20 protein-coding genes and 1 pseudogene are annotated in these 22,401 nt (G+C 72.3%); 11 read left to right on the top strand and 10 right to left on the bottom strand.

The window, feature by feature from the left end:
- Positions 1-155 precede the first annotated feature (155 nt).
- Positions 156-2,444 carry an MMPL family transporter gene (locus ACL06G_RS03390; RefSeq protein WP_412835375.1) on the top strand — a complete coding sequence of 763 codons (2,289 nt, stop codon included), beginning with the start codon at positions 156-158 and terminating at the stop codon, positions 2,442-2,444.
- A gap of 30 nt (positions 2,445-2,474) precedes the next feature.
- On the opposite strand, the gene ACL06G_RS03385 is transcribed toward ACL06G_RS03390, so the two are convergent.
- On the bottom strand, positions 2,475-2,888 hold the full coding sequence (locus tag ACL06G_RS03385; protein WP_412835374.1) for an SsgA family sporulation/cell division regulator: 414 nt from the start codon (positions 2,886-2,888) through the stop codon (positions 2,475-2,477).
- A 240-nt stretch (positions 2,889-3,128) separates the two neighbouring features.
- Between ACL06G_RS03385 and ACL06G_RS03380 the strand changes: the two genes are divergently transcribed.
- From ACL06G_RS03380 to ACL06G_RS03360, 5 genes and pseudogenes are all read left to right on the top strand, one after another.
- Positions 3,129-4,322, top strand: a complete 1,194-nt coding sequence (locus tag ACL06G_RS03380) for an energy-coupling factor ABC transporter permease (RefSeq protein WP_412835373.1) — start codon at positions 3,129-3,131, stop codon at positions 4,320-4,322.
- A 1-nt stretch (position 4,323) separates the two neighbouring features.
- Positions 4,324-5,088 carry a cobalt ECF transporter T component CbiQ gene (gene cbiQ / locus ACL06G_RS03375; protein WP_412785398.1) on the top strand — a complete coding sequence of 255 codons (765 nt, stop codon included), beginning with the start codon at positions 4,324-4,326 and terminating at the stop codon, positions 5,086-5,088.
- The gene (locus ACL06G_RS03370; protein WP_412785397.1) at positions 5,085-5,888 is read left to right on the top strand and encodes an energy-coupling factor ABC transporter ATP-binding protein; all 804 of its coding nucleotides are present in this window, start codon (positions 5,085-5,087) and stop codon (positions 5,886-5,888) included. The genes cbiQ and ACL06G_RS03370 overlap by 4 nt, the downstream gene beginning before the upstream one ends.
- Positions 5,889-7,016: 1,128 nt before the next feature.
- Complete coding sequence (locus ACL06G_RS03365; protein WP_412835372.1) at positions 7,017-7,352, top strand: hypothetical protein; 336 nt, start codon at positions 7,017-7,019, stop codon at positions 7,350-7,352.
- Positions 7,353-7,947: 595 nt separating this feature from the next.
- Positions 7,948-8,433, top strand: a pseudogene (locus tag ACL06G_RS03360) (IS1634 family transposase); the annotation flags it as partial.
- 238 nt (positions 8,434-8,671) lie between these two features.
- Here the strand turns inward: ACL06G_RS03360 and ACL06G_RS03355 are convergent.
- The 3 genes from ACL06G_RS03355 to ACL06G_RS03345 are packed head-to-tail and all read right to left on the bottom strand — an operon-like array spanning position 8,672 to position 12,320.
- The gene (locus tag ACL06G_RS03355; RefSeq protein WP_412835371.1) at positions 8,672-10,780 is read right to left on the bottom strand and encodes a xanthine dehydrogenase family protein molybdopterin-binding subunit; all 2,109 of its coding nucleotides are present in this window, start codon (positions 10,778-10,780) and stop codon (positions 8,672-8,674) included.
- Positions 10,777-11,775, bottom strand: a complete 999-nt coding sequence (locus ACL06G_RS03350; RefSeq protein ID WP_412785391.1) for an FAD binding domain-containing protein — start codon at positions 11,773-11,775, stop codon at positions 10,777-10,779. Before ACL06G_RS03350 ends, ACL06G_RS03355 begins: the two co-directional genes overlap by 4 nt.
- Positions 11,772-12,320, bottom strand: coding sequence for a (2Fe-2S)-binding protein (locus tag ACL06G_RS03345; RefSeq protein WP_412835370.1), 549 nt, complete (start codon positions 12,318-12,320; stop codon positions 11,772-11,774). Before ACL06G_RS03345 ends, ACL06G_RS03350 begins: the two co-directional genes overlap by 4 nt.
- 234 nt (positions 12,321-12,554) lie before the next feature.
- On the opposite strand from ACL06G_RS03345, the gene ACL06G_RS03340 reads away from it, so the two are divergent.
- Positions 12,555-13,784, top strand: a complete 1,230-nt coding sequence (locus ACL06G_RS03340; RefSeq protein ID WP_412785389.1) for a serine hydrolase domain-containing protein — start codon at positions 12,555-12,557, stop codon at positions 13,782-13,784.
- Between the two features lie 34 nt (positions 13,785-13,818).
- Here ACL06G_RS03340 and ACL06G_RS03335 read toward each other — a convergent pair whose 3' ends face one another.
- On the bottom strand, positions 13,819-14,319 hold the full coding sequence (locus tag ACL06G_RS03335; RefSeq protein ID WP_412785388.1) for a GNAT family N-acetyltransferase: 501 nt from the start codon (positions 14,317-14,319) through the stop codon (positions 13,819-13,821).
- Between the two features lie 80 nt (positions 14,320-14,399).
- Between ACL06G_RS03335 and ACL06G_RS03330 the strand changes: the two genes are divergently transcribed.
- The 4 genes from ACL06G_RS03330 to ACL06G_RS03315 all read left to right on the top strand — a co-directional run bounded on the left by ACL06G_RS03330 (position 14,400) and on the right by ACL06G_RS03315 (position 18,152).
- Positions 14,400-15,173 carry an SDR family NAD(P)-dependent oxidoreductase gene (locus ACL06G_RS03330; protein WP_412785387.1) on the top strand — a complete coding sequence of 258 codons (774 nt, stop codon included), beginning with the start codon at positions 14,400-14,402 and terminating at the stop codon, positions 15,171-15,173.
- Between the two features lie 161 nt (positions 15,174-15,334).
- Positions 15,335-16,444, top strand: coding sequence for a Re/Si-specific NAD(P)(+) transhydrogenase subunit alpha (locus ACL06G_RS03325; RefSeq protein ID WP_412835369.1), 1,110 nt, complete (start codon positions 15,335-15,337; stop codon positions 16,442-16,444).
- Entirely contained in the window at positions 16,444-16,773 is a 330-nt protein-coding gene (locus tag ACL06G_RS03320; RefSeq protein WP_412785385.1) for an NAD(P) transhydrogenase subunit alpha part 2, read from the top strand. Before ACL06G_RS03325 ends, ACL06G_RS03320 begins: the two co-directional genes overlap by 1 nt.
- Positions 16,773-18,152, top strand: coding sequence for an NAD(P)(+) transhydrogenase (Re/Si-specific) subunit beta (locus ACL06G_RS03315; protein ID WP_412785384.1), 1,380 nt, complete (start codon positions 16,773-16,775; stop codon positions 18,150-18,152). Before ACL06G_RS03320 ends, ACL06G_RS03315 begins: the two co-directional genes overlap by 1 nt.
- A 33-nt stretch (positions 18,153-18,185) precedes the next feature.
- On the opposite strand, the gene ACL06G_RS03310 is transcribed toward ACL06G_RS03315, so the two are convergent.
- The 5 genes from ACL06G_RS03310 to rsmI all read right to left on the bottom strand — a co-directional run bounded on the left by ACL06G_RS03310 (position 18,186) and on the right by rsmI (position 22,256).
- Positions 18,186-19,088, bottom strand: coding sequence for a 4-(cytidine 5'-diphospho)-2-C-methyl-D-erythritol kinase (locus ACL06G_RS03310; RefSeq protein WP_412785383.1), 903 nt, complete (start codon positions 19,086-19,088; stop codon positions 18,186-18,188).
- Entirely contained in the window at positions 19,085-19,975 is an 891-nt protein-coding gene (gene rsmA, locus ACL06G_RS03305) for a 16S rRNA (adenine(1518)-N(6)/adenine(1519)-N(6))-dimethyltransferase RsmA (RefSeq protein WP_412835368.1), read from the bottom strand. Before rsmA ends, ACL06G_RS03310 begins: the two co-directional genes overlap by 4 nt.
- Positions 19,976-19,984: 9 nt before the next feature.
- Complete coding sequence (locus tag ACL06G_RS03300) at positions 19,985-20,830, bottom strand: TatD family hydrolase (protein WP_412785381.1); 846 nt, start codon at positions 20,828-20,830, stop codon at positions 19,985-19,987.
- 63 nt (positions 20,831-20,893) lie between these two features.
- Positions 20,894-21,178, bottom strand: coding sequence for a hypothetical protein (locus ACL06G_RS03295; protein WP_412785380.1), 285 nt, complete (start codon positions 21,176-21,178; stop codon positions 20,894-20,896).
- A 241-nt stretch (positions 21,179-21,419) separates the two neighbouring features.
- Positions 21,420-22,256 carry a 16S rRNA (cytidine(1402)-2'-O)-methyltransferase gene (gene rsmI, locus ACL06G_RS03290; protein WP_412785474.1) on the bottom strand — a complete coding sequence of 279 codons (837 nt, stop codon included), beginning with the start codon at positions 22,254-22,256 and terminating at the stop codon, positions 21,420-21,422.
- Positions 22,257-22,401 lie beyond the last annotated feature (145 nt).

Raw genomic sequence — 22,401 nt, 5'->3', positions numbered from 1 at the left:
CCGGGCAGCGGCAAGTTGTGATGTGTCCCTCACCACGGTTCGGCCTCTCACCCTTGCACATGGCAGTCCGCGTCTTTTGGCATGGACTGACATGACCGATTGCGCCGACCGGAGTCGCACCGTCGGCCCGAGACCGGAGACCGGAGAACAGGCCTGTGGCCACCTTCCTGTACAAACTCGGCAGGCTCGCCTTCCGGCGCCGCCGCATCGTCGCCCTCGTCTGGGTGGCGCTGCTGGTGGCAGCCGGAACCGCCGCCAACACCGCCTCCCCGCCGCCCGACGACGACTTCGCCCTCCCCGGAACCGAGGCCCAGCAGGCCTTCGACCTGCTGGAGCGGCAGTTCCCCGAGGCCAACGCGGACGGTGCGACCGCACGCCTGGTGTTCCGCGCGAAGGACGGCTCGACCGTCACCGCGCAGGACAACCGTGCCGCGGTCGCCGACGTCCTCGACGCCGTCGAGGGCGAGGAGACCGTCTCGGTCTCCGACCCGTTCGCGCAGCGCAGCGGCGCCGTCAGCCGCGACCGCTCCACCGCCTACGCCGTCGTGAGCTACGCCGTGCCGGCGATGGAACTCGACGACGCCACCCGTGAGGACCTCCGCGACGCCGCCGCCCTCGGCCGGGACGACGGACTCGTCGTCGAGACCGGCGGAGACGCCCTCTTCACGGAGCCCGACATGGGCGACGGCGAGATCATCGGCGTCGTCGTCGCCGCCCTCGTCCTCATGGTCACCTTCGGGTCGCTGGTCGCCGCGGGCCTGCCGCTGCTCACCGCGCTCGCCGGGGTCGGCATCGGCATCTCCTCGATCGCCGCCCTCGGTGCCACCCTCGGGCTGTCCGCCACCACCTCGACGCTCGCCATGATGATCGGCCTCGCCGTCGGCATCGACTACGCCCTCTTCATCGCCTCCCGCTACCGGGCGGAACTCGGCGAGGGCCGGGAACGCGAGGAGGCCGCCGGGCGGGCCGTCGGCACGGCCGGTTCCGCGGTCGTCTTCGCCGGGCTGACGGTCGTGATCGCGCTCGCCGGGCTGTCGATCGTGAACATCCCCGTCCTGACAAAGATGGGCCTGGCCGCGGCGGCGACCGTCGTCATCGCCGTCCTCGTCGCCGTCACCCTCGTCCCCGCGGCGCTCGGCATGGTCGGCAAGCGGATCTTCGGCCGGAAGGTGCGCCGCGCCAACCCGGAGACCGGCGCGCCCGCCCCGCCCACCGCCGACGCCCGCCCCGGCGGCGGCGTGCGGTGGGCACGCTTCGTGCTGCGGCGTCCGATCGGCGTGCTGGTGATCGCCGTCCTGAGCCTGGGCACCCTCGCCCTGCCCGTCTCCGACATGCGGCTCGGGCTGCCGGACGCCGGAAACCAGCCCACCGACACCACGCAGCGCAAGGCGTACGACATGCTCTCCGACGCCTTCGGCGCGGGCTTCAACGGCCCGCTGCTGCTCGTCGTCGACGGGCGGCAGAGCGACGACCCGCAGGCCGCGGCCGGACGCGCCGCGAAGACCGTGCAGGGCGTCGACGGTGTCGTCGCCGTCTCCCCGCCGATGTTCAACAAGGACGGCGACACCGCGACCCTGTCCGTCATCCCGGAGACCGGCCCCAGCGACCCGGAGACCGAGCACCTCGTGCGGGAGATTCGGGACGAGGCGGACGGCCTGGAGCAGCGCACCGGCGCCGCCCTGCTCGTCAGCGGCGCCACGGCCGTCACCATCGACTTCTCGCAGGTCATGAACGACGCGCTGGTGCCGTACCTGGCGCTGGTGGTCGGGCTGGCCTTCCTGCTGCTGATGCTGGTCTTCCGCTCGGTGGCGGTGCCGCTGAAGGCGGCCCTGGGATTCCTGCTGTCGGTGCTCGCCGCGCTGGGCGCCGTCGTCGCGGTCTTCCAGTGGGGCTGGCTGGCCGGACTGCTGGGCGTCGAACAGACCGGGCCCATCATGAGCATGATGCCGATCTTCATGATCGGCGTGATCTTCGGTCTCGCGATGGACTACGAGGTGTTCCTGGTGACCCGCATGCGGGAGGCCTACGTCCACGGCGAGGAACCCGCACAGGCGATCGTCTCCGGCTTCCAGCTCGGCGCACGGGTCGTGACGGCCGCCGCCGTCATCATGATCAGCGTCTTCGCCGGGTTCATCGGCGCCGAGGACTCGATGATCAAGATGATGGGCTTCGGTCTGGCCGTCGCGATCCTCTTCGACGCGTTCGTGGTGCGCATGGCCGTGGTCCCGGCCGTGCTGGCACTGCTGGGCCGCCGCGCCTGGTGGCTGCCGCGCCCGCTCGACCGGGTGCTGCCGAACGTCGACGTCGAGGGCGAGCGGCTGCGGGCGTACACCGCGAAGAGCGCCGCGGCGGACGCCGCCGACGGCACCGCGACGGGCGCTGCCGGTGACGGCGACAGCGGCGCCGTGCCGGCGCAGCGGGAGCACGAGGACACCAGGGTGTGATCCCGCCCGCCGCGGTGTGGGCTGCGGGGCTCACGCGCCCCGCAGCAGCTCGGCGAGTCCGCGGTCGAGCGCCTCCGTCCCGGCCTTCCCGCCGCGCAGTCCCCGGCGGCGGGCGGCCGTCAGGAAGCCCTTCAGCCCGTCGGTGTCGAGGAGCACGAGGGCGACGCCCTCGTCCGCGTGCAGGGCGAGCACCGTGCGGCCCGGACCGTCCGGCCGCAGCCGCACGTCCCCCTCGCCCACGGGGGCGTGCACCCCTTCCTCCAGCAGGTCGCGCGCGAACGTCCACACCGTCTCGGTGCCGTCGAGACAGGCCTGGGCGGGGAAGTGCAGGTGGACGGCGAGCGGATCGTGCGCGTCGTAGCGCAGCGCGACCCGCAGCGGCCGGGGCTCACCCGCCGCAGCGACGAGCGACGCCCGGACGGAACGCTTGACGGTTGCGGACACGGCAGCTCCTTCCACCGGCTGTCGGGCCCCCGGCCCCCTTGCCGAGTCAGACGCGCGGGGAGGCCGGGGAGTCACGGGCAGGAGGGCGTGACATCCGCCACAACGCGCCGGGGGCGCGTTGTTCACGCGGGGGGTGCGCTCTTGCACATCATTCGCAGTAAGCCGCATCATGGAGCGGCGTCCACGACGCCTGCCCGAACCGCCCCCGCGCACCTCCCCACGACGAAGCGGAGCCCCGCCATGCATGTCCCCGACGGATTCATCGACGCCCCGGTATCGATCGCCGCGGGCGCCGTCGCCGTGGGCGCCGTCGCCGTCTCCCTCAAGGGGGCGCGCCGGGAACTCGGCGAGCGCACCGCGCCGCTCGCCGGACTCGTCGCCGCGTTCGTCTTCGCCGTGCAGATGCTCAACTTCCCCGTCGGCGCAGGCACCAGCGGCCACCTGCTGGGCGGCGCACTGGCCGCGATACTCGTCGGCCCCTACACCGGCATGCTCTGCATCTCCGTCGTGCTGCTGATGCAGGCCGCACTGTTCGCCGACGGCGGCCTCACCGCCCTCGGCGTCAACATCACCAACATGGCCGTCGTCGGCGTCCTCGCCGCCTACGGCGTCTTCCGCGCCCTGGTGAAGCTGCTGCCCCGCAGCCGCCGCTCCGTCACCGTCGCCACCTTCACCGCCGCCCTGGTGTCCGTACCCGTCGCCGCCACCGCCTTCGTCGGCCTGTACGCCCTCGGCGGCACCGCCGACGTCCCGCTCGGCAAGGTCCTCGGCGCCATGGTCGGCGTCCACGTCCTCATCGGAATCGGCGAGGCCGCCATCACCGCGCTCACCGTCGGCGCCGTCCTCGCCGTCCGCCCCGACCTCGTCCACGGCGCACGCGACCTGCAGACGCCGCTCGTGCTGCGCACCGGCACCGGGCCCGCCGTGCCCGGCACCCCGCAGGCCGCCGAGCAGTCGCTCGCCGCGCGCAGCGAAACCCGGGCAGGCACCGGCCCGCAGACCGGCACCGACCCGGCCGCCGCGCCCGCCCCGACCGCACCCGCCGCGCCGCGCCGCACCCGGCCCGTGTGGCTCGCCGGCCTGGCCACCACCCTCGCCTGCGCCGGTGTCGTCAGCTTCTACGCCTCCGGCAGCCCCGACGGACTGGAGAAGGTCGCCGCCGACTTCGGCTTCGCCACCACCGCCACCGCACACGACGCGGCAGGCTCCCCCCTCGCCGACTACGGCGTCGCCGACATCGACGACGCCCGCCTCTCCGGCGGCCTGGCCGGCGTACTCGGCGTCGGCGCGACCCTCGTCGTCGGCAGCGGCGTGTTCGTCACCGTCCGCCGCCGCCGCGCGGAGCCCGCAGCCGCCGCCGCGACCGCCGCCCCCTCCGCGGCTTCCGGCGCCTCCCGCGCCGAGGACGGGACCGCACACTCCCCGGGCGCCTGACATGGGCGCCGGACACGCACACAAGCTCTACCGCCACGGGCACACCCCCGTGCACGCCCTGCCGCCCCACTGCAAGATCGTCGCCACCTTCGGCTTCGTCCTCGCCGTCGTCGCCACACCGCGCGAAGCCATGTGGGCGTTCGGCGTGTACGCCCTGCTGCTCGCCGCCGTCGCCGCCGCCGCGCGCGTCCCCGCCCGCCACCTGCTCACCCGCATGCTCATCGAGGTGCCGTTCGTCGCGTTCGCGCTGCTCATGCCGTTCGTCGCCGAAGGCCCGCAGACCCAGGTGTGGGGGATCTCCGTGTCCGCGTCCGGGCTGTGGGCGGCGTGGAACATCCTCGCCAAGGGCACCCTCGGCGTCGCCGCGTCCGTGCTGCTCGCCGCCACGACGGAACTCCGCGAGGTGCTGCTCGGCCTGCAGCGCCTGAAACTGCCGCCGCTGCTCGTGCAGATCGCGACCTTCATGGTCCGCTACGGCGACGTGATCGCCGACGAGATGCGCCGCATGCGGATCGCCCGGATCTCCCGCGGCTTCGAGGCCCGCGGCCCGCAGCACTGGGGCGTGCTCGCCAAATCCGCCGGCGCCCTGTTCATCCGCTCCTACGAGCGCGGCGAACGCGTGCACCTGGCGATGCTCAGCCGCGGCTACACTGGCACCATGCCGGTCATCGACCGGGCGACCGCCAGCCGCACGCAGTGGGCACACAGCGCCCTGCTTCCCGTATCCGCAGCGGCGGTGTGCCTGGCAGGATGGGGGCTGTCATGACTGCACAGGACGATGCGCTCACCGCTCTCGAGGAATGGGCCGGCCCCCCGCCCTCCCTCGACGTGCGCGGCCTGGCCTACGCCTACCCCGACGGCCACCAGGCCCTCTTCGGCGTGGACCTCACCATCCCGCACGGGGAGCGTGTCGCACTGCTCGGACCGAACGGTGCCGGCAAGACCACCCTCGTCCTCCACCTCAACGGCATCCTCACCGCCGGTGCCGGGCGGGTCAGCGTCGCCGGGCTGCCCGTCGCCGAAGAGAACCTGCCGGAGATCCGCCGCCGCGTCGGCATCGTCTTCCAGGACCCGGACGACCAGCTGTTCATGCCGACCGTCCGCGAGGACGTCGCCTTCGGCCCGGCAGCCGCCGGGGTCCGCGGCGCCGAACTGGAGGAGCGCGTACTGGAGGCGCTCACCATGGTCGGCATGGAGGCCTTCGCCGACCGGCCGCCGCACCACCTGTCGTTCGGGCAGCGCCGCCGCGTCGCCGTGGCCACGGTGCTCGCCACGCGGCCGGAGATCCTGGTGCTCGACGAGCCCTCGTCCAACCTCGACCCCGCCTCCCGCCGGGAGCTGGCGGGCATCCTGCGGGACCTGGACGTGACCGTGCTCATGGTCACCCACGACCTGCCGTACGCGCTGGAGCTGTGCCCCCGCGCGGTGGTCCTCAGCGAGGGCGTCGTGGTCGCCGACGGCGGCACGCAGGAGCTGCTGTGCGACGACGGCCTGATGCGCGCCCACCGGCTGGAGCTGCCGTTCGGCTTCGACCCCCGCACGGCCGTGCCGCAGCGGGAGCGGTAGCCGCGCGCGGGCGGGTGCGGCCGAAGGGCGTGGTCGGCGGGAGCGGGCCGACCGAGACCCCTGTCCCGGGTGTCACGCCCTCAGCCCGAAAGGCCTGCCTCCCGGCTCGAAAAACAGGCGCCGGGCCAGACACCGCGACGTCGGCAAAACAGGCAAACGCGCTGAATCGATCAAGGAATACCAAGCTCGCTCACGTTAAACCTCAATCCGCGAGTCCCGCTCCATCAAGACCTGCGGCATCGCCGAAGAACTCGGCGGGATCGCCTTCCCCCCCACGGCTGTCTCGCCGTCCGCGTCCACCGACGCCGCCGACAGGTCGGCCGACGCGAGAGTCACGAGACGGTCTACACCGGCACCGGCCCCCGCGCCATGGCCACCTTCCGCAACCTCGCCACTGGCCTGATCAAAGCCCTTGGAGCCGACAACATCGCAAGACCATCCCGGCAATCCGCGACCAGCCAGAACGAGCCCTCCCACTCGTAGGCATCACCAAACAACCTGCTTGGCAAGTCTGCAGTATACGGAGAAGATTGCCGTGTAGTGCGGCAGGTGGCCATGAGCGGTATCTCAGGCGCACAGTTCGCTAAGGATGGTTGGTCAATGCTGGCCTGAGATCACAACGTCTCAACTGCCGTTCTTGGCCCCTACATGGCCAAGTACAAGATCCTCCGGGTCAACTCAACGGGGGTGCAGGCGCGCATTACGGTCGAGAATTCCATGACAATGTCTTCCTTCGCTCATATCGCAAAAGGGTATGGTATGCCCGCTGACAGATTCATTCAGAAATTCGATAGTGGCGGTCTGCCCCTATCGGGATACGGGGCTTCGCACTCTATGACAATCACCTATCGTGTGACGATGTCATTCTGGCAAGATTCATGGACCCTTGGTGGCAACTGTGGGGTCGGATCTTGAGCCAGTCCGTCGGCTTGGTGAGTGCCGTCTCCTGAGGGCGCGGCATGCTCTGGCGGGGTGCTATCTTTGAGTAGGGAAAGTATGCGAAGAATATATTTGAGTCTCACATGCGTTCTGGGGTTGGCTGTCACCTCCGCCGCGACTGGATGCTCCGGTCGATACGATGCCTGTCCTGGCGCAGGTGAGCGACCTGGAGGGCTGACAGCTCAGGACTTGACAGGTGTCTATCACAACGGCCCTGAACGCTCTGTCACGCTCAAAGAAGATGGTGCGTTCACGGTAACGGGGTGGCCCGAGGGCCTTGACGGCGCGACCGGCGCAGTGGAGGAACGGATGGGCAGCGGGAAGTGGAAATTGAACGATGTAGATGCCCAAACCTTTGACATATGGCTCTCCTACAGCGAAATCAGTGACGACGAAACGGTAAGTGGCGGAAATTACGGCGGCGGTTTCGATGTATCTGGAAGTCGACAGGAGCCTCAGCTGTACTTTTTCGTTGGCGATCCTGACGACTGCAACAATTTGGCTGTTTTCACGCAAAGAACTTGAAATTCGTTGAGTGGACTCTCTCTTTCGCGTATTCCGCAAGCAGGTTATTTGAGAAGTGATGTTACAGTAATTCTCGCTTTGCTGTTGTGGAATACCAGAAAGGGCATTGATGGTTATTTATATTGCAATCTCTGAGACTCCTCTCTCTGCGAAGATCTTCACCGCGGTATGCGGTCTCGTGTTCCTCGTGTTTGCTTCTGTTCTACTGTCCAAGGCGAGAAGTGCTTCCGAGATGACGAGTCGAGCAGTGGCGAGGACTGGGGCGGAACCACATCCAGGATTTCCGAAGAAGGGGCAAATTCTATTCTTCGGTGTTATTGCTGCATTGGTCGGCATTTCGTTGGTGGTTTTCGCGATCTCCCTGATTTCTTGATTAGCCTTGATCTCGTGTGAGGATCCCTGGCCGGCTGTGCTGACGAGGACTTCTTGTTTTGGAGGCAGTTGTGGGTGGCGGGGGCAGGCTGACGTGCCCGGTGGACGCGGGGTTCCACTGCTCCCAGGGTTCTTTTGCTCGTCCTGACTTGGCTCACGTTTCGCGGGTGAGTGAGGTTGCGGAACGTTGTCCTGGGGTTTCGCGAGGCGGTCGGGGAAAATCGTCAAACGTTGCCTGTCTGCGTATGCCGCTGGTGGCTGGAGGCAGGAGATGGCGGCGGCGTGTGCTCGCCGGGCGGGGCTGGGACCGGCGTCGCTGGTGCTCTACGACGTCTCCACCTGTACTTCGAGACCGATGCCGACGACGGCTTCCGTGAGCCGGGGTTCTCCAAGGAACGCCGGCTCGAGCCGCAGATCACCATCGGGCTCCTCACCGACTCTGCCGGTTTCCCGCTGGTGTGAACGCCTTCGAGGGCAACCGGGCGGAGACGACCACGATGCTGCCGACCATCCGGTCCTTCATGGCCGCTCACGGCCTGCCGGATGTGGTGATCGTCGCCGATGGGGGGGGGGATGGTCTTCGGCGGCAACAAGCGGGCGATCGAGGCCGAAGGGCTGTCCTTCATCCTCGGCGCGAGAGTCCCCGAGGTTCCCCACCCCGGTCCGGTCATGGTGGGAGGCGCACCCCGATCAGGAAATCCCCGACGGACGACCTGGCTGCCCGGCCGATCTACCACCACACCCGCGACCCGATCGAGGCTCACCTGACGATCGTCTTCGCCGCCTCGCCGCCTCGCCGCCTCGCCGCCTCGCCGCCTCGCCGTTTCTCGCCACATCGAGACCGTCACCGGCTGGTCCAGCTGAGCCAACTCGGGAACCCCTCGAGACGACAACGGTTTCTGACGGCCGCAGGTGCCCGTGGGTCCGCTCTGACCTTCCTGCTCCCGCTACCGCAGCGCGTCGAGCCCGGCCAGGAGCTTGTCCTGGGTGATCGGCAGGTCGCGGACACGGATGCCGGTGGCGTCGAAGGCCGCGTTGAGGACGGCGGCCGGTGCGCCGACGATGCCGATCTCGCCGATGCCGCGTGCGCCCATGACGTTGGCGTTCGGGTCCTCCTCGTCCAGCCAGACCGCCTCGACGTCGCAGACGTCGGCGTGCGAGGCGATGTGGTAGTCCGCGAAGTCGTGGTTCACCACGTGCCCGGTGCGCGGATCGAGGACGCCGTGCTCGTGCAGCGCCATCGACAGCCCCATCGTCATTCCGCCGAGGAACTGCGAGCGCGCCGTGCGCGGGTTGACGATCCGCCCGGCGGAGAACACCCCCAGCATCCGCGGCACCCTGATCTCCCCGGTGTCCGCGTCCACCCGCACCTCGGCGAACTGCGCCCCGAACGAGTGCAGTGAGTACGTCCCCGCCTCCGGGTGCTTCGGCGTCCCCGAACGGCTGCGCGCGCCGGGCTCCGGCTCCCGGCCGTGCTCCTCACGGAAAGCCTCCACTGCCGCGACCACCGTCGAACCCCAGGAAGCCAGCCCCGCCGAGCCGCCCGCGACCGTGGCCGGCGGCAGCGCGGAGTCGCCGATGAGCAGCGTCACCTCCTCCGGCGCGCACTCCAGCGCGTCCGCCGCGATCTGGGTGAGCGTCGTCCAGGTGCCCGTGCCGAGATCCGCCGCGCCGATCCGCACCGACCAGCGCCCGTCGCCGTCGTACCGCACCAGGGCCTCCGACCCCGGGATGGCGTAATAGGGGTAGGTGGACGACGCCACACCCAGGCCGACGAGTTCGCCGCCCTCCCGCCGCGACCCGGGCGCGCCGGTGCGCTGCTCCCAGCCGAAACGGCGCGCTCCCTCGCGCAGGCACTCCACCAGCCTCCGCCCGGACCAGGGCCTGCCCGTCTCGGGGTCCTCCGCCGGCTCGTTGCGCACCCGCAGCTCGATCGGGTCCAGGCCGCAGGCGACGGCGAGTTCGTCCATGGCGCATTCCAGCGCGAAGATCCCCGGGCACTCGCCGGGTGCCCTCATCCACGACGGCACCGGCACGTCCAGCGCCGCGAGACGGTGCGAGGTGCGGCGGTTGGGCGCGGCGTACATCATGCGGGTGCCGGTCGCGGTCTGTTCGGCGAACTCCTTGATGCGCGAGGTGTGCTCCACCGCCTCGTGCTCGATCGCGGTGAGTCTGCCGTCCGCGTCGGAGCCGAGGCGCAGACGCTGGACGGTGGGGGTGCGGTGCCCGGTCAGCGAGAACATCTGCTGCCGGGTGAGGGCCAGTTTCACCGGCCTGCCCGGCACGGCCTTCGCGCACAGCGCCGCAAGTACGTCCTGGGCGCGTGGCATGCCCTTCGCCCCGAACCCGCCGCCCACGTGCGGGGAGACGACCCGCACCTGCTCCGGCTCCAGCCCGAACAGCGGCGCCAGCGCGCGCCGCACGCCGTGCGCCGACTGGGTGGAGGCGTACAGCAGCAGCCGCACCTCGGACTGCGGCTGCCACACGGCGACCGTGGAGTGCGGCTCCATCGGGTTGTTGAACTCCATCGGCGTCGTGAACGTGACGTCGACGGTGACCGATGCCTCGGCCATCGCCCCGTCCACGTCGCCCTGGTCGCTGTCGGTGGCGAACCCCGGGTTCACCGCGTCCGGTGCGTACAGGTCGTCGCGGTCGGCGCGGAGTTCGGTGTCGTGCTCCTCCCGCTCGTAGGAGATCCGCACCATGGACGCCGCGTACCGCGCGGTCTCCGGGGTCTTCGCGACGACCGCACCCACGAACTGGCCGCGGAAGGCGACCCGTCCGGACTGGAGCACCGCGAGTTCCGCGTCGCCGGTGTCGGCGAGCCGGGGCGCGTCGTGGTGGGTGAGGACGCAGGCCACGCCGGGGCAGTCGGCCGCCCGCTCGGTGTCCACCGCCGTCACCCGGCCGCGGGCGATCGAGGCCTGCAGCGGGTGCACGTACAGCGGGTTCTCCAGCGGCTGCTCGAACGCGTACCGGGCGGTGCCCGTGACCTTCGCCGGGCCGTCCAGGCGCGCCATCGGTGTGCCGACGGCACGGGGGCGGAGTGTCGTCATCGGGTGCCCTCCGTCAGGTTCCGCAGCGTGGCGACCAGGGTGTTGCGGGCCAGCGGCACCTTGAAGGCGTTGCCCTCGCGCGGCGAGGCCCCCGCCATCTCGGCCTCGGCGGCCCGGCGGAACATCTCCTCGGTGGCGGGCGCGCCGCGCAGTTCGCGCTCCGCCCGCTCCGCGCGCCACGGCTTGTGCGCCACGCCGCCGAGCGCGAGGCGGACGTCCCGGACCGTGCCGCTGCCGCCGTCGACGTCCAGCGCGGCGGCGACCGACACCAGGGCGAACGCGAAGCTCGCCCGGTCGCGCACCTTGCGGTACGTGGAGCGGCGGGTCAGGGGCGACGGCGGCGGCAGCTCGACGGCGGTGACCAGTTCGCCGTGCGCCAGGTCGGTGTCGCGGTGCGGGGTGTCGCCCGGCAGCCGGTGCAGTTCCGCGAGCGGCACGCTCCGGGTGCGGTCGGGGCCGAGGACGTGCACGGTCGCGTCCAGGGCGAGCAGGGCGACGGCCATGTCCGAGGGGTGCACGGCGATGCAGTGCTCGGAGGCGCCGAACACGGCGTGGTACCGCTCCCAGCCGCCGATCGCGGAGCAGCCCGAACCGGGCGCCCGCTTGTTGCAGGGCGTGGTGACGTCCTGGAAGTAGCGGCAGCGGGTGCGTTGCAGCAGGTTCCCGGCGGTCGTCGCGGCGTTGCGCAACTGGCCGGAGGCGCCGGACAGCAGCGCGCGGGACAGCGCCGGGTACCGCTCCCGCACCAGGGGGTGGGCGGCGAGATCGCTGTTGCGCACGGTCGCGCCGATGTGCAGGCCGCCGCCGGGCGTCTCCTCGACCGTGTCGAGGGGGAGGCGGGAGACGTCGACGAGCATCTCGGGCCTGGCCAGGCCCAGTTTCATGTGGTCGACGAGGTTGGTGCCGCCGCCGAGGAACGTGGCGTGCCGGCGGGCGGTGACGGCGGCGACGGCCTCCTGCGGGGAGTGCGCGCGGTGGTACTCGAAGGGGATCACGAGGCCTCCCGGGGTGCGACCGCGGTGCCGCGCAGCGCGGCGACGATGTTGACGTAGGCGCCGCACCGACACAGGTTGCCGCTCATGCGTTCGCGGATCTCGTCGTCGCCCAGCGGCACCGGGGCGCCGGGCGCCGCGACGGGCGTGAGGTCGGCGGTGACGTGGCTGGGATGGCCGGCCTCGGCCTCGGCGAGCATGCCCACGGCGGAGCAGATCTGCCCCGGCGTGCAGTAGCCGCACTGCAGGCCGTCCTGTTCGAGGAACGCCTGCTGCACGGGGTGCAGTTCGGAGTCGCCGTAGGCGGCGGCGAGCCCTTCCGCGGTGACAACGTCCTCGCCGTCGTGCGCGACGGCGAAGGTGAGGCAGCTCAGCTGCCGGCGGCCCTCCAGCAGCACCGTGCAGGCGCCGCACTGGCCGTGGTCGCAGCCCTTCTTCGGAGAGGTCACGCCCAGCCGTTCCCGGAGCGCGTCCAGCAGCGTGGTGCGCGCGTCGACGGTCACGGGCCGGTCGGTGCCGTCCACCCGCAGCGTGATCCGGTGTTCCATGCCGCCTCCCAGCGGGGCGCTCCGACGCAGGGTCCCAGCGCGGGGTACCACGCTGCGCGCGGTCGGAACGCGCCTGCGCGAGGTGGTGCCAGCACTCTGCGCGGACATTACCGACAAAGCGGTGCGTGAGGGGTCCTGCGGAGCGCAGCGCGCGTGTCGCCGTGCACCATGGAGACCGGCGGCGCGCACCGAGGGGCGCCGCCGTACGACTGACTGACGGGAGCGGGAGAGGCCGTGGTGGACGTCCGGGGCACGGTGGCGGACGGGTACGAGCCCGTGCGGGAGGCGTTCGCGGCGAACCTCGCCGAGCGCGGCGATCCGGGCTCGGCCGTCGCCGTGCACGTGGCCGGGCGCAAGGTCGTCGACCTGTGGGGCGGCACTCGCGAGGACGCGCCGGACGGTGCCGACGCGGACACCGCCCCGCCCTGGGAGGCGGACACCGCCGCCGTCGTCCGCTCCGTCACCAAGGGCGTCGCCGCGGTCGTGCCGCACCTCCTGCACCAGCGCGGGCGCCTCGACCTCGACGCGCCCGTGGGCACCTACTGGCCCGAGTTCAAGGCGCACGGCAAGGAGGGCGTGCTCGTGCGGCACCTGCTGTCGCACCGCGCGGGACTCCCGGTGCTCGACCGGCCCCTCAGCCCCGCCGAAGCCGTCGACGGCACCAGCGGAGCGGCGGCCCTCGCCGCGCAGGCACCCCAGTGGCAGCCGGGGGCCGCGCACGGCTACCACGCCCACACCTACAGCTGGCTGCTCGCCGAACTGGTGCAGCGCCTGACGGGACGCAGCATCGGGCGCTGGTTCGCGGACGAGGTCGCCCGCCCGCTCGGACTGGACCTGTGGATGGGGCTGCCGGAGGGCCAGGAGCACCGCGTGGCGCGGCTGAAGCCCGTCGACCCGCCGCCCCCTCCGCCGTCGGCAGGACCGGCGGTGCGGCCGAAGCCGAAGGTCGCCGACGCCTACCGCGATCCGGACTCCCTCACCCGGCGTGCCTTCCGGGTCATCGACCCGCTGCCCGACGAGAACGCCGCCGCCTACCGGGCGGCGGAACTCCCCGCCTCCGGCGGCATCGCGACGGCCCGGTCGCTGTCCCGCCTGTACGCGGCGCTGATCGGCGGCGTCGAGGCGGAGGAGGCACCCACCGGGAACGAGGACGGACTGCCCGCGGCGCGCAGCCTCTTCACGCCGGCGACGCTCACCCAGGCCCGGTCGCAGGAGTCGCACGGCCCCGACCGGGTGCTCGTCGTCGACACCCGGTTCGGCCTCGGCTTCATGCTGCACAGCCCGGCCTCGCCCATGCTCGGCGCCGGATCGTTCGGCCATCCGGGCCGCGGCGGATCGCTGGCCCTGGCCGACCCGGAGACCGCCACCTCCTTCGCGTACGTCACCCGCGGCACGCGGCGTTCGGTGACCTCCGACCCGCGTGCCCAGGCGCTGCTGCGGGCGGTCAAGGCCTGCCGCGGGTAGCGGAGGCACCGCCCCGGCGGTGCGCCGTGGCCCCTCATCGGTTGCCGAGGCGCTTCTCGTACCAGTGCTGCGCGTACGGGTTGTCGTTGTACGGCTCCACCTCGGCGAAGCCGTGACGCGCGTACAGCGCCCTGGCCTCCACCAGGTCGGAGCGGGTGTCCAGACGCAGCAGGGAGGCCCCGTGCTCCCGAGCCCAGTCCTCCGCCGCGGCGAGCAGCCGCCCGCCGCATCCCCGGCCGCGGCCTTCCTCGGTCACGTACACCCGCTTGAGTTCGGCGACACCCGGAGCGAGCAGCCGCACCCCGGTGCTGCCCCGGGCCCGGCCGTCCTGGTCCCGGGCGAGCAGCACCGCGCCGTCGGGCGGGGTGAGTTCCTCGCGGAGGTGTGCGGCGAGTGCCTCCTCCAGTTCCCGTTCCGTCACCGGCCGTCCGTAGTAGCGGCGGGACAGATCCTCGACGTAGCCGGGCAGCAGAGCCCGGGCGTCGGGGTGGGTGGAGGGGACGGCGTCGACCGACCAGTTCGTGATGCTCGTCATACCGTCATGTTCTCGTCCAGAGCTGTGACCGGGCGTCGTGAGCCGGTGAACTTTTCCGGTCGCAGCGCTAACCTCGGGCGATGCGACGATTCGAGGGAACCGCGGCGCTGGTGACGGGAGCGGGGCGGGGCATCGGTGCAGCGGTTTCGCGGCGGCTCGCGAGCGAGGGCGCCCGGGTGATGATGACCGACGCGGACGCCGCACGCGTCCGCCGGGCCGCCGCGGACGTCGCCGAGGCGGAGTCCTTCCCCTGCGACGTGGCGGACGGCGCCTCCGTCGAGGCGGCCGTCGCCCGCACCGTCGAGCGCTTCGGGCGGCTCGACGTCCTCGTGAACAACGCCCACTCCTGCCACCCGGACGCCGCGTCCTTCGAGGACCAGACCGACGAGCACTGGCTGCGCGACCTCGACGTCACGCTCCACGGCGCCTTCCGCTGCGCGCGGGCCGCGCTGCCCCACCTCGCCGCCGCGGACGGCCGCGGCGCGATCGTGAGCATCGGCTCCGTCAACGGGCTCGCCGACTTCGGAGCCCACGCCTACAGCGCCGCCAAGGCCGGACTCGGCTCGCTCACCCGCACCCTGGCCGGTGAGGCCGCCGCACGCGGGGTGCGGGTCAACCTGGTCGCCCCTGGCACGGTCGCCACCGACGTCTGGGAGGGCCGCGAGGACGCCCTGGAACGCGCGGCGGGCGAGTACCCGCTGGGCCGGGTGGGCCGCCCCGACGACATCGCCGCGGCCGTCGCGTTCCTCGCCTCCCGGGACGCCGCCTGGATCACCGGCGTCACCCTTCCGGTGGACGGCGGTCTCCTCTCCGGCAACCGCGGCCTGCGCAGAGCGCTGTCCGACGAGGCCTGAAACCGGCCGGAACGCGTCGATTCCCCGGCCCGTTCGGGGCCTTCCCGCGCGTCGCCCCCTACCTCTCGCGCCACTTTCGCGCCAGCATGGGTCAGCTGTGTGCCGGGCGACCGCCCGTTCGCGACCGGAGGTGTCCGCGGTGGGATCGGAGGGACTGCACCATGAGCGTTGAGGACGAACGACCACCGGAGCCGGTCACGGTGGGCGTGCCCCGCGAGAGCGCGGAGGGCGAGCGCCGGGTCGCGCTCGTGCCGAAGGTGGTCGAGAAGCTCCGGCGGACGGGCGTCGAGGTCGTCGTCGAGCCCGGGGCCGGTTCGGGAGCGCTGATCCCCGACGAGGAGTACACCGCGGCCGGAGCCGGCCTCGGCGACCCGTGGACCTGCGACGTGGTGGTGAAGGTGGCGCCGCCGTCCCCGGAGGAGATCGGGAAGCTGCGTTCCGGCGCCGTGCTCGTCGGGTTCCTCGCGCCCCTGACGTCGCCGGAGACCGTCGACGGACTGCGGGACGCGGGCGTCACCGGTTTCGCGATGGAGTCCGTGCCCCGGATCTCCCGCGCGCAGTCCATGGACGCGCTGTCCTCGCAGGCCAACGTCGCCGGATACAAGGCGGTGCTGCTCGCCGCCGACCACTCCACCCGCTTCTTCCCCATGCTCACCACCGCCGCCGGCACCGTGAAGCCCGCGACGGCGCTGGTGCTCGGCGCGGGCGTCGCCGGTCTGCAGGCACTGGCCACCGCCAAACGCCTCGGGGCCCGCACCACCGGCTACGACGTGCGGCCCGAAGTCGCCGACCAGGTGCGGTCGCTGGGCGCGACGTGGCTGGATCTCGGTATCGACGCCGCCGGAGAGGGCGGGTACGCCCGCCAGTTGACGGAGGACGAGAGGGCGGAGCAGCTCCGGCGCCTCGAGGAGGCCATCACCGGCTTCGACGTGGTGATCACCACCGCGCTGGTGCCCGGGCGGAAGGCGCCGCGGCTCGTCACCGCGCGGGCGGTGCAGGGCATGCGGCCGGGAAGCGTCGTCGTCGACCTCGCCGGGGAGACCGGCGGAAACTGCGAGCTGGCCGAGCCGGGCCGGATCGTCGTCCGCCACGACGTCACCGTCGCCGCGCCGCTGAATCTGCCCGCCGCCATGCCGGAGCACGCCTCCGAGCTGTACGCCCGCAACATCGCGGCCCTGCTGGAGCCGATGCTCGACGAACACGGCCGGTTCGCCCCCGACTGGTCCGACGAGGTGCTGGCCAAGTCCTGCGTCACGAGGGAGGAGTCCTGATGGAGTCGGGAAGTCTGCTGGCGAACATCGCGATCCTGGTCCTGGCCGGGTTCGTCGGCTTCGCGGTCATCTCGAAGGTTCCCAACACCCTGCACACGCCGCTGATGTCGGGCACCAACGCGATCCACGGGATCGTGCTGCTGGGCGGTCTGATCGTGCTCGGTGAGCTGGAGAACCCGTCGGTGCTCGACGCGGTCGTCCTCGTCGTCGCCATCGCCTTCGGCACCATCAACGTCGTCGGCGGGTTCCTCGTCACCGACCGGATGCTGGGCATGTTCAAGTCCTCCCCCGCGAAACCCGGCTCCGCGCAGGAGAAGGGAGAGCGCTGATGGACACCCTGCAGTCGGTCCTCTACATCCTCGCCTTCGGCCTGTTCATCCACGGACTGTCCGGCCTGACCGGGCCGACGACCGCGGTGCGCGGCAACAAGACCGCCGCGCTCGGCATGGTGATCGCCGTCGCCGCGACCCTGCTGACGGTGGAGCACAACGCCCTCCTCATCGCCGCCGGCCTGGTGCTCGGCACCGTCCTCGGCATCCCCTCCGCCCGCACGGTGCGGATGACCGCCATGCCGCAGATGGTGGCGCTGTTCAACGGCGTCGGCGGTGGCGCCGTCGCCCTCATCGCCTGGTCGGAGTTCCGCACCTCCGACGGCTTCACGGGCACCGCCGGGCACGTGGTCGTCGCCTCGCTGTTCGCCGCCCTCGTCGGCTCGGTGTCGTTCTGGGGCTCGCTGATCGCCTACGGGAAGCTCCAGGAGATCCTTCCCGGACGCCCGCTGGGTCTGGGCCGCGCGCAGCAGGGCGTCAACCTGCTGCTGTTCGCGGCCGCCGTGGGGTGCGCCGTCGTCGCAGGGCTCGGCGGTGCCGCCCACCTGTGGGTCGTGCTGGTGCTGCTGCTCGCGGCGGTCCTCGGCGTGATGGTGGTGCTGCCGATCGGCGGCGCCGACATGCCCGTGGTGATCTCGCTGCTCAACGCGCTCACCGGGCTGTCGGCCGCGGCGGCCGGACTCGCACTCGACAACACCGCCATGATCGTCGCCGGCATGATCGTCGGCGCTTCCGGTTCCATTCTGACGCACCAGATGGCCGTCGCCATGAACCGGACCATACCGGCCATCGTCGCCGGCGGTTTCGGTGGCGGAACGGCCGCCGTCGGCGGGGACGGCGGGGACCGGACGGTGAAGTCCACCACCGCCGCCGACGCCGCGATCCAGATGGCGTACGCCGCGCAGGTCGTGGTGGTGCCCGGCTACGGCATGGCCGTCGCGCAGGCGCAGCACGCCGTCAAGGACATGGCCGCGCTGCTGGAGGCCCGCGGTGTGGAGGTCAAGTTCGCCATCCACCCCGTCGCCGGGCGCATGCCGGGGCACATGAACGTGCTGCTCGCCGAGGCCGACGTGCCCTACGACGCGCTCAAGGAGATGGACGAGATCAACGACGAGTTCGCCCGTACCGACGTCACCCTGGTGATCGGGGCGAACGACGTCACCAACCCCGCGGCGCGCACCGACCCCTCCAGCCCGATCCACGGCATGCCGATCCTCAACGTCGACGCCTCCCGCAACGTGATCGTGCTCAAGCGGTCGATGAGCAGCGGTTTCGCCGGGATCGACAACCCGCTGTTCTACGCCGAGCAGACCTCGATGCTGTTCGGCGACGCCAAGACGTCCGTGGCGGAGGTGACGGAGGAACTCAAGGCGCTCTGACGCGGCCCGAGTCCGGCCGCGTCCGGCAGCCGTTCACCGCAGCGCGGCGCCGGGTGCGGGCGAGGCGGCCGTACGCGCCGTGCGGCAGGTGCCGGAGGCCCGGAGTTCCTCGGCGACCCGCGCGGCGGATGCGGCGTCGGCGGTCAGGAAGGCGCAGGTCGGGCCGGAGCCCGAGACCAGTCCGGCCAGCGCCCCGGCGGCCTCGCCCGCGGCGAGCGTGCCGGTCAGTGCCGGGCGCAGCGACACCGCCGCCGCCTGCAGGTCGTTGCTCAACGCCCCCGCCAGGGCGTGCGGGTCGCCCTTGCGCAGCGCGCCCAGCAGTTCCTCGGACGGTTCCGGTTCCGGTACGGCCTCCTCGCCGCGCAGCCGGTCGCACTCGCGGTACACCGCGGGCGTCGACAGGCCGCCGTCGGCGACGGCGAACACCCAGTGGAAGGTGCCGCCGACCTCCAGCGGCGTCAGCAACTCGCCCCGGCCGCGGCCCAGAGCCGCACCGCCCACCAGACCGAACGGCACGTCCGAGCCCAATGAGGCGCCGAGCGCGAGCAGTTCGTCGCGCGGCGTGGCCAGGCCCCACAGGGTGTCGCAGGCGAGCAGTGCGCCCGCGGCGTCGGCGCTGCCGCCGGCCATGCCGCCCGCCACCGGGATGTCCTTGTCGATGTGCAGCCGCACGCCGGGCAGCGGCCTGCCGTGGTGCGACGCCAGGGCCTCGGCCGCGCGGACCGCCAGGTTGGAGTCGTCCAGCGGTACCGCCGCCGCGTCCGGGCCCGCGCAGGTCAGGTGCAGCCGTTCGGCGTCCTCGGCGCGCACCTCGTCGTACAGGTCGACGGCGAGGAACACGTTGGCCAGGTCGTGGAAACCGTCGGCACGCGGCGGTCCCACGGCCAGCTGCACGTTGACCTTGGCCGGCACACGGACGGCGATACCGGACCTCACGCGCGGTCCCCCTTCTGCTGCTGCTCCTGCGGCGGCCGGTGTTCGGCGATCGCCGCGAACTCCTCGACGGTCAGCGATTCCCCGCGGGCCCGCGGGGACACCCCCGCGGCCGTCAGCGCGGCCTCCGCCGCGGCGCCGGAACCGGCCCAGCCGGACAGTGCGGCACGCAGCGTCTTGCGGCGCTGTGCGAACGCCGCGTCGACGACGGCGAACACCTCCTCGCGGGAGGCCGCGGTCCGCGGCGGGTGCGGGCGGCGCACCAGCGCGACCAGTCCGGAGTCCACGTTCGGCGCCGGCCAGAAGACGTTCCGGCCGATGGCGCCGGCGCGCCGGACCTCGCAGTACCAGGACGCCTTCACCGACGGTACGCCGTACACCTTCGAGCCCGGTTCGGCCGCCAGCCGGTCCGCGACCTCGGACTGCACCATCACCAGCACCCGCTCGATCCCGGGGAACTGCGCCAGCATGTGGAGCAGTACCGGGACGGCCACGTTGTAGGGGAGGTTGGCGACCAGTGCGGTCGGCGGCGGGCCGGGAAGCTCCGTGACGCGCAGCGCGTCGGCGTGGACCAGCGCGAACCGGTCCGCGCGTTCGGGGAGACGGGCCGCCACCGTCGCGGGCAGGGCCGCGGCCAGTGCGTCGTCGATCTCCACGGCCGTCACGCGGTCCGCGGCCTCCAGCAGGCCGAGGGTCAGGGACCCGAGCCCGGGGCCGATCTCCACCACCACGTCGTCCTCGCGCACCTGCGCGGTCCGCACGATGCGGCGCACCGTGTTGGCGTCGATGACGAAGTTCTGCCCGCGCTGCTTGGTCGGGCGCACCCCCAGCGCGCCGGCGAGCTCGCGCACGTCGGCGGGGGAGAGCAGAGGGTCGGAGGCGGGATTCACCGCAGCAGTCTACGGGCGGTGCTCGTAGCCGAAGGCACGCGCCGTGTTGGCCGCGACGTGCTCGGCCATCTCTTCCTCGGTCAGGCCCGTGACCTGCGCCATCGCGCGGAGCGTGACCGGGATCAGGTAGGGCGCGTTGGGGCGGCCGCGGTAGGGCGTCGGTGTGAGGAACGGCGCGTCGGTCTCCACCAGCACCAGCTCCGGCGGCGCCACGGCGAGCGCGTCCCGCAGCTGCTGCGCGTTCTTGAACGTCACGTTGCCCGCGAAGGACAGGAACCAGCCGTGCTCGGCGCAGATCCGGGCCATGTCCGCGTCGCCGGAGAAGCAGTGGAAGACCGTGCGTTCGGGGGCGCCCTCCTCGCGGAGGATGCGGATCACGTCCTCGTGCGCCTCGCGGTCGTGGATGACCAGGGCCTTGTCCAGCCGCTTGGCCATCGCGACGTGCTCACGGAACGAGCGCTGCTGTTCCGCGATCCCCGCCTCCCCGGTGCGGAAGTAGTCCAGCCCGGTCTCGCCGACGGCCAGCACCTGCGGGAGCGCCGCGAGCTTCTCGATCTCCGCCAGGGCCGCGTCCAGGGCTGCCGCGCCGCCCTCCTCCGCGAGCCGCGGCGCCTCGTTGGGGTGGAGCGCGACCGCGGCGTGCACGGTGCCGTGCGCGGCGGCCGTCTCGGCGGCCCAGCGGGCCCGCTCCACGTCGCAGCCGATCTGCACCACGGTCGTCACGCCGACGGAGGCGGCCTTCTCCAGCGCCTCCTCGACGGTGCCGTCCTGCATGTCCAGGTGGGTGTGCGCATCGGCCACCGGCACGCGGAGCGGCTCGGGCAGCGGAGGCGCGGGCTGCGCGCGATCAGGCATGGTCGCGATGATAGTGCGCCCCTGCACCGGCCCCGCCGGGCGGGCCGTGGCCGCGTCGGTGGGTCAGTGGTGGTGCCACGCGTCCACGGCGGTCGCGACCCTGCCTGACCGCATGATCCGCAGCTTGTGGCCCTCGCAGTTGGGGCACGTCGGGTGCGTGAGAGGAGAGGGCACGCGGCGCCCGTCGGCCCAGTAGGTGACGTGCTCCTGGCCGTCGGACCCCGCGTAGTGCTCGATCTCGTAGGTCTGTTCCCAGCCGTAGCCGCAGTTCATGCAGGCGAAGCTGTACGCCTCGCTCGTGCGGTTCCCCGCGCCCGCTGTCTCGGAAGTGCCGCCGCTCTCCGTCATCGAAGCTCCTTTCTTCCCGGTCTACCCGGGCGGAACGCCCACGACGTCCAGTGGACTCCGTAGCCGGGGGAAACGCAGCTGCCTTGTGCGAAGCCTGGAAGACAATTGATCCGGATTTGGGCAGGAGGCGACGGAAGTCGCCGCTTTGCCAAAGAATGTTTTGCTTTTCAGGTTAACGTTTTTACCCGGTCCAGGGGTCCGCGCCGCTGCGGCGCCGTACCGGCGCCGCAGCCGCAGCCCGTCACCGGCCCGCGTTCTTCGCCGCCACCACCGCATCGAACACCTGCCGCTTCGGCACCCCGGCCGCCTGCGCCACCGACGCGATCGCCGTCTTCCGGTGCTCCCCCGCTTCCTCCCGCACGGCCACGCGCCGCGCCAGCTCCGCCGGGTCCAGCTCCCCGGGCTCCGATGTCGGCGCGCCCCCGACCACCACCGTGATCTCACCCCGCACACCCTCGGCCGCCCACGCCGCCAGCTCCGCCAGCGGTCCGCGGCGTACCTCCTCGTACGTCTTCGTCAGCTCCCGGCACACCGCCGCCCGCCGCTGCGCGCCGAACACCTCGGCCATGGCCTCCAGCGAGTCCGCCAGCCGGTGCGGCGCCTCGAAATACACCAGGGTCCGCGGCTCGCGCTCCGCCTCCCGCAGCCGCGTCAGCCGCTCACCGCGCTTCCGGGGCAGGAACCCCTCGAAGCAGAACCGGTCCACCGGCAGGCCCGACACCGCCAGTGCCGTGAGTACCGCCGACGGCCCCGGCACCGCCGTGACCCGCACCCCGCGCTCCACGGCCGCCGCCACGAGCCGGTAACCCGGATCCGACACCGACGGCATGCCCGCGTCCGTCACCACCAGCACCCGGGCACCGCCCGTCAGCGCCTCCACCAGCTCCGGCGTCCGCGCCGACTCGTTCCCCTCGAAGTACGAGACGATCCGCCCGCCCGGCCGCACCGCAAGCGCCTGCGTCAGCCTGCGGAGCCGGCGCGTGTCCTCCGCCGCCACCACATCCGCGGCCTCCAGCTCGGCGGCGAGGCGCGGTGGGGCGTCCGCCGCGTCGCCGATGGGCGTCCCGGCCAGGACCAGCGTGCCGGCGGCGGCATCGGGCGCCTCGGACGGGTCGGGAGCCCGGGAGGCAGCGGTCGTCGGGGCGGGTCCGGGAGTCTCGCTGGTCGTCACACCGGCCATCCTCGCAGGCGGCTCCCGGCCGCCGCCCGCCCCTTCGCGGGCA

The sequence above is a fragment of the Streptomyces callyspongiae genome, from assembly GCF_047200695.1.
Lineage (GTDB): Bacteria > Actinomycetota > Actinomycetes > Streptomycetales > Streptomycetaceae > Streptomyces.
The sequence above is the reverse complement of the archived record's forward strand: the minus strand, read 5'-3'. Positions and strand labels throughout refer to the sequence as shown.

Bases quoted from the DNA above. Each gene is read 5' to 3' on its own strand.
- ACL06G_RS03380 (WP_412835373.1), top strand. From the start codon at position 3,129: ATGCATGTCCCCGACGGATTCATCGACGCCCCGGTATCGATCGCCGCG.
- cbiQ (WP_412785398.1), top strand. From the start codon at position 4,324: ATGGGCGCCGGACACGCACACAAGCTCTACCGCCACGGGCACACCCCC.
- ACL06G_RS03370 (WP_412785397.1), top strand. From the start codon at position 5,085: ATGACTGCACAGGACGATGCGCTCACCGCTCTCGAGGAATGGGCCGGC.
- ACL06G_RS03355 (WP_412835371.1), bottom strand. From the start codon at position 10,780: ATGACGACACTCCGCCCCCGTGCCGTCGGCACACCGATGGCGCGCCTG.
- ACL06G_RS03345 (WP_412835370.1), bottom strand. From the start codon at position 12,320: ATGGAACACCGGATCACGCTGCGGGTGGACGGCACCGACCGGCCCGTG.
- ACL06G_RS03335 (WP_412785388.1), bottom strand. From the start codon at position 14,319: ATGACGAGCATCACGAACTGGTCGGTCGACGCCGTCCCCTCCACCCAC.
- ACL06G_RS03330 (WP_412785387.1), top strand. From the start codon at position 14,400: ATGCGACGATTCGAGGGAACCGCGGCGCTGGTGACGGGAGCGGGGCGG.
- ACL06G_RS03325 (WP_412835369.1), top strand. From the start codon at position 15,335: ATGAGCGTTGAGGACGAACGACCACCGGAGCCGGTCACGGTGGGCGTG.
- ACL06G_RS03320 (WP_412785385.1), top strand. From the start codon at position 16,444: ATGGAGTCGGGAAGTCTGCTGGCGAACATCGCGATCCTGGTCCTGGCC.
- ACL06G_RS03315 (WP_412785384.1), top strand. From the start codon at position 16,773: ATGGACACCCTGCAGTCGGTCCTCTACATCCTCGCCTTCGGCCTGTTC.
- ACL06G_RS03300 (WP_412785381.1), bottom strand. From the start codon at position 20,830: ATGCCTGATCGCGCGCAGCCCGCGCCTCCGCTGCCCGAGCCGCTCCGC.
- ACL06G_RS03295 (WP_412785380.1), bottom strand. From the start codon at position 21,178: ATGACGGAGAGCGGCGGCACTTCCGAGACAGCGGGCGCGGGGAACCGC.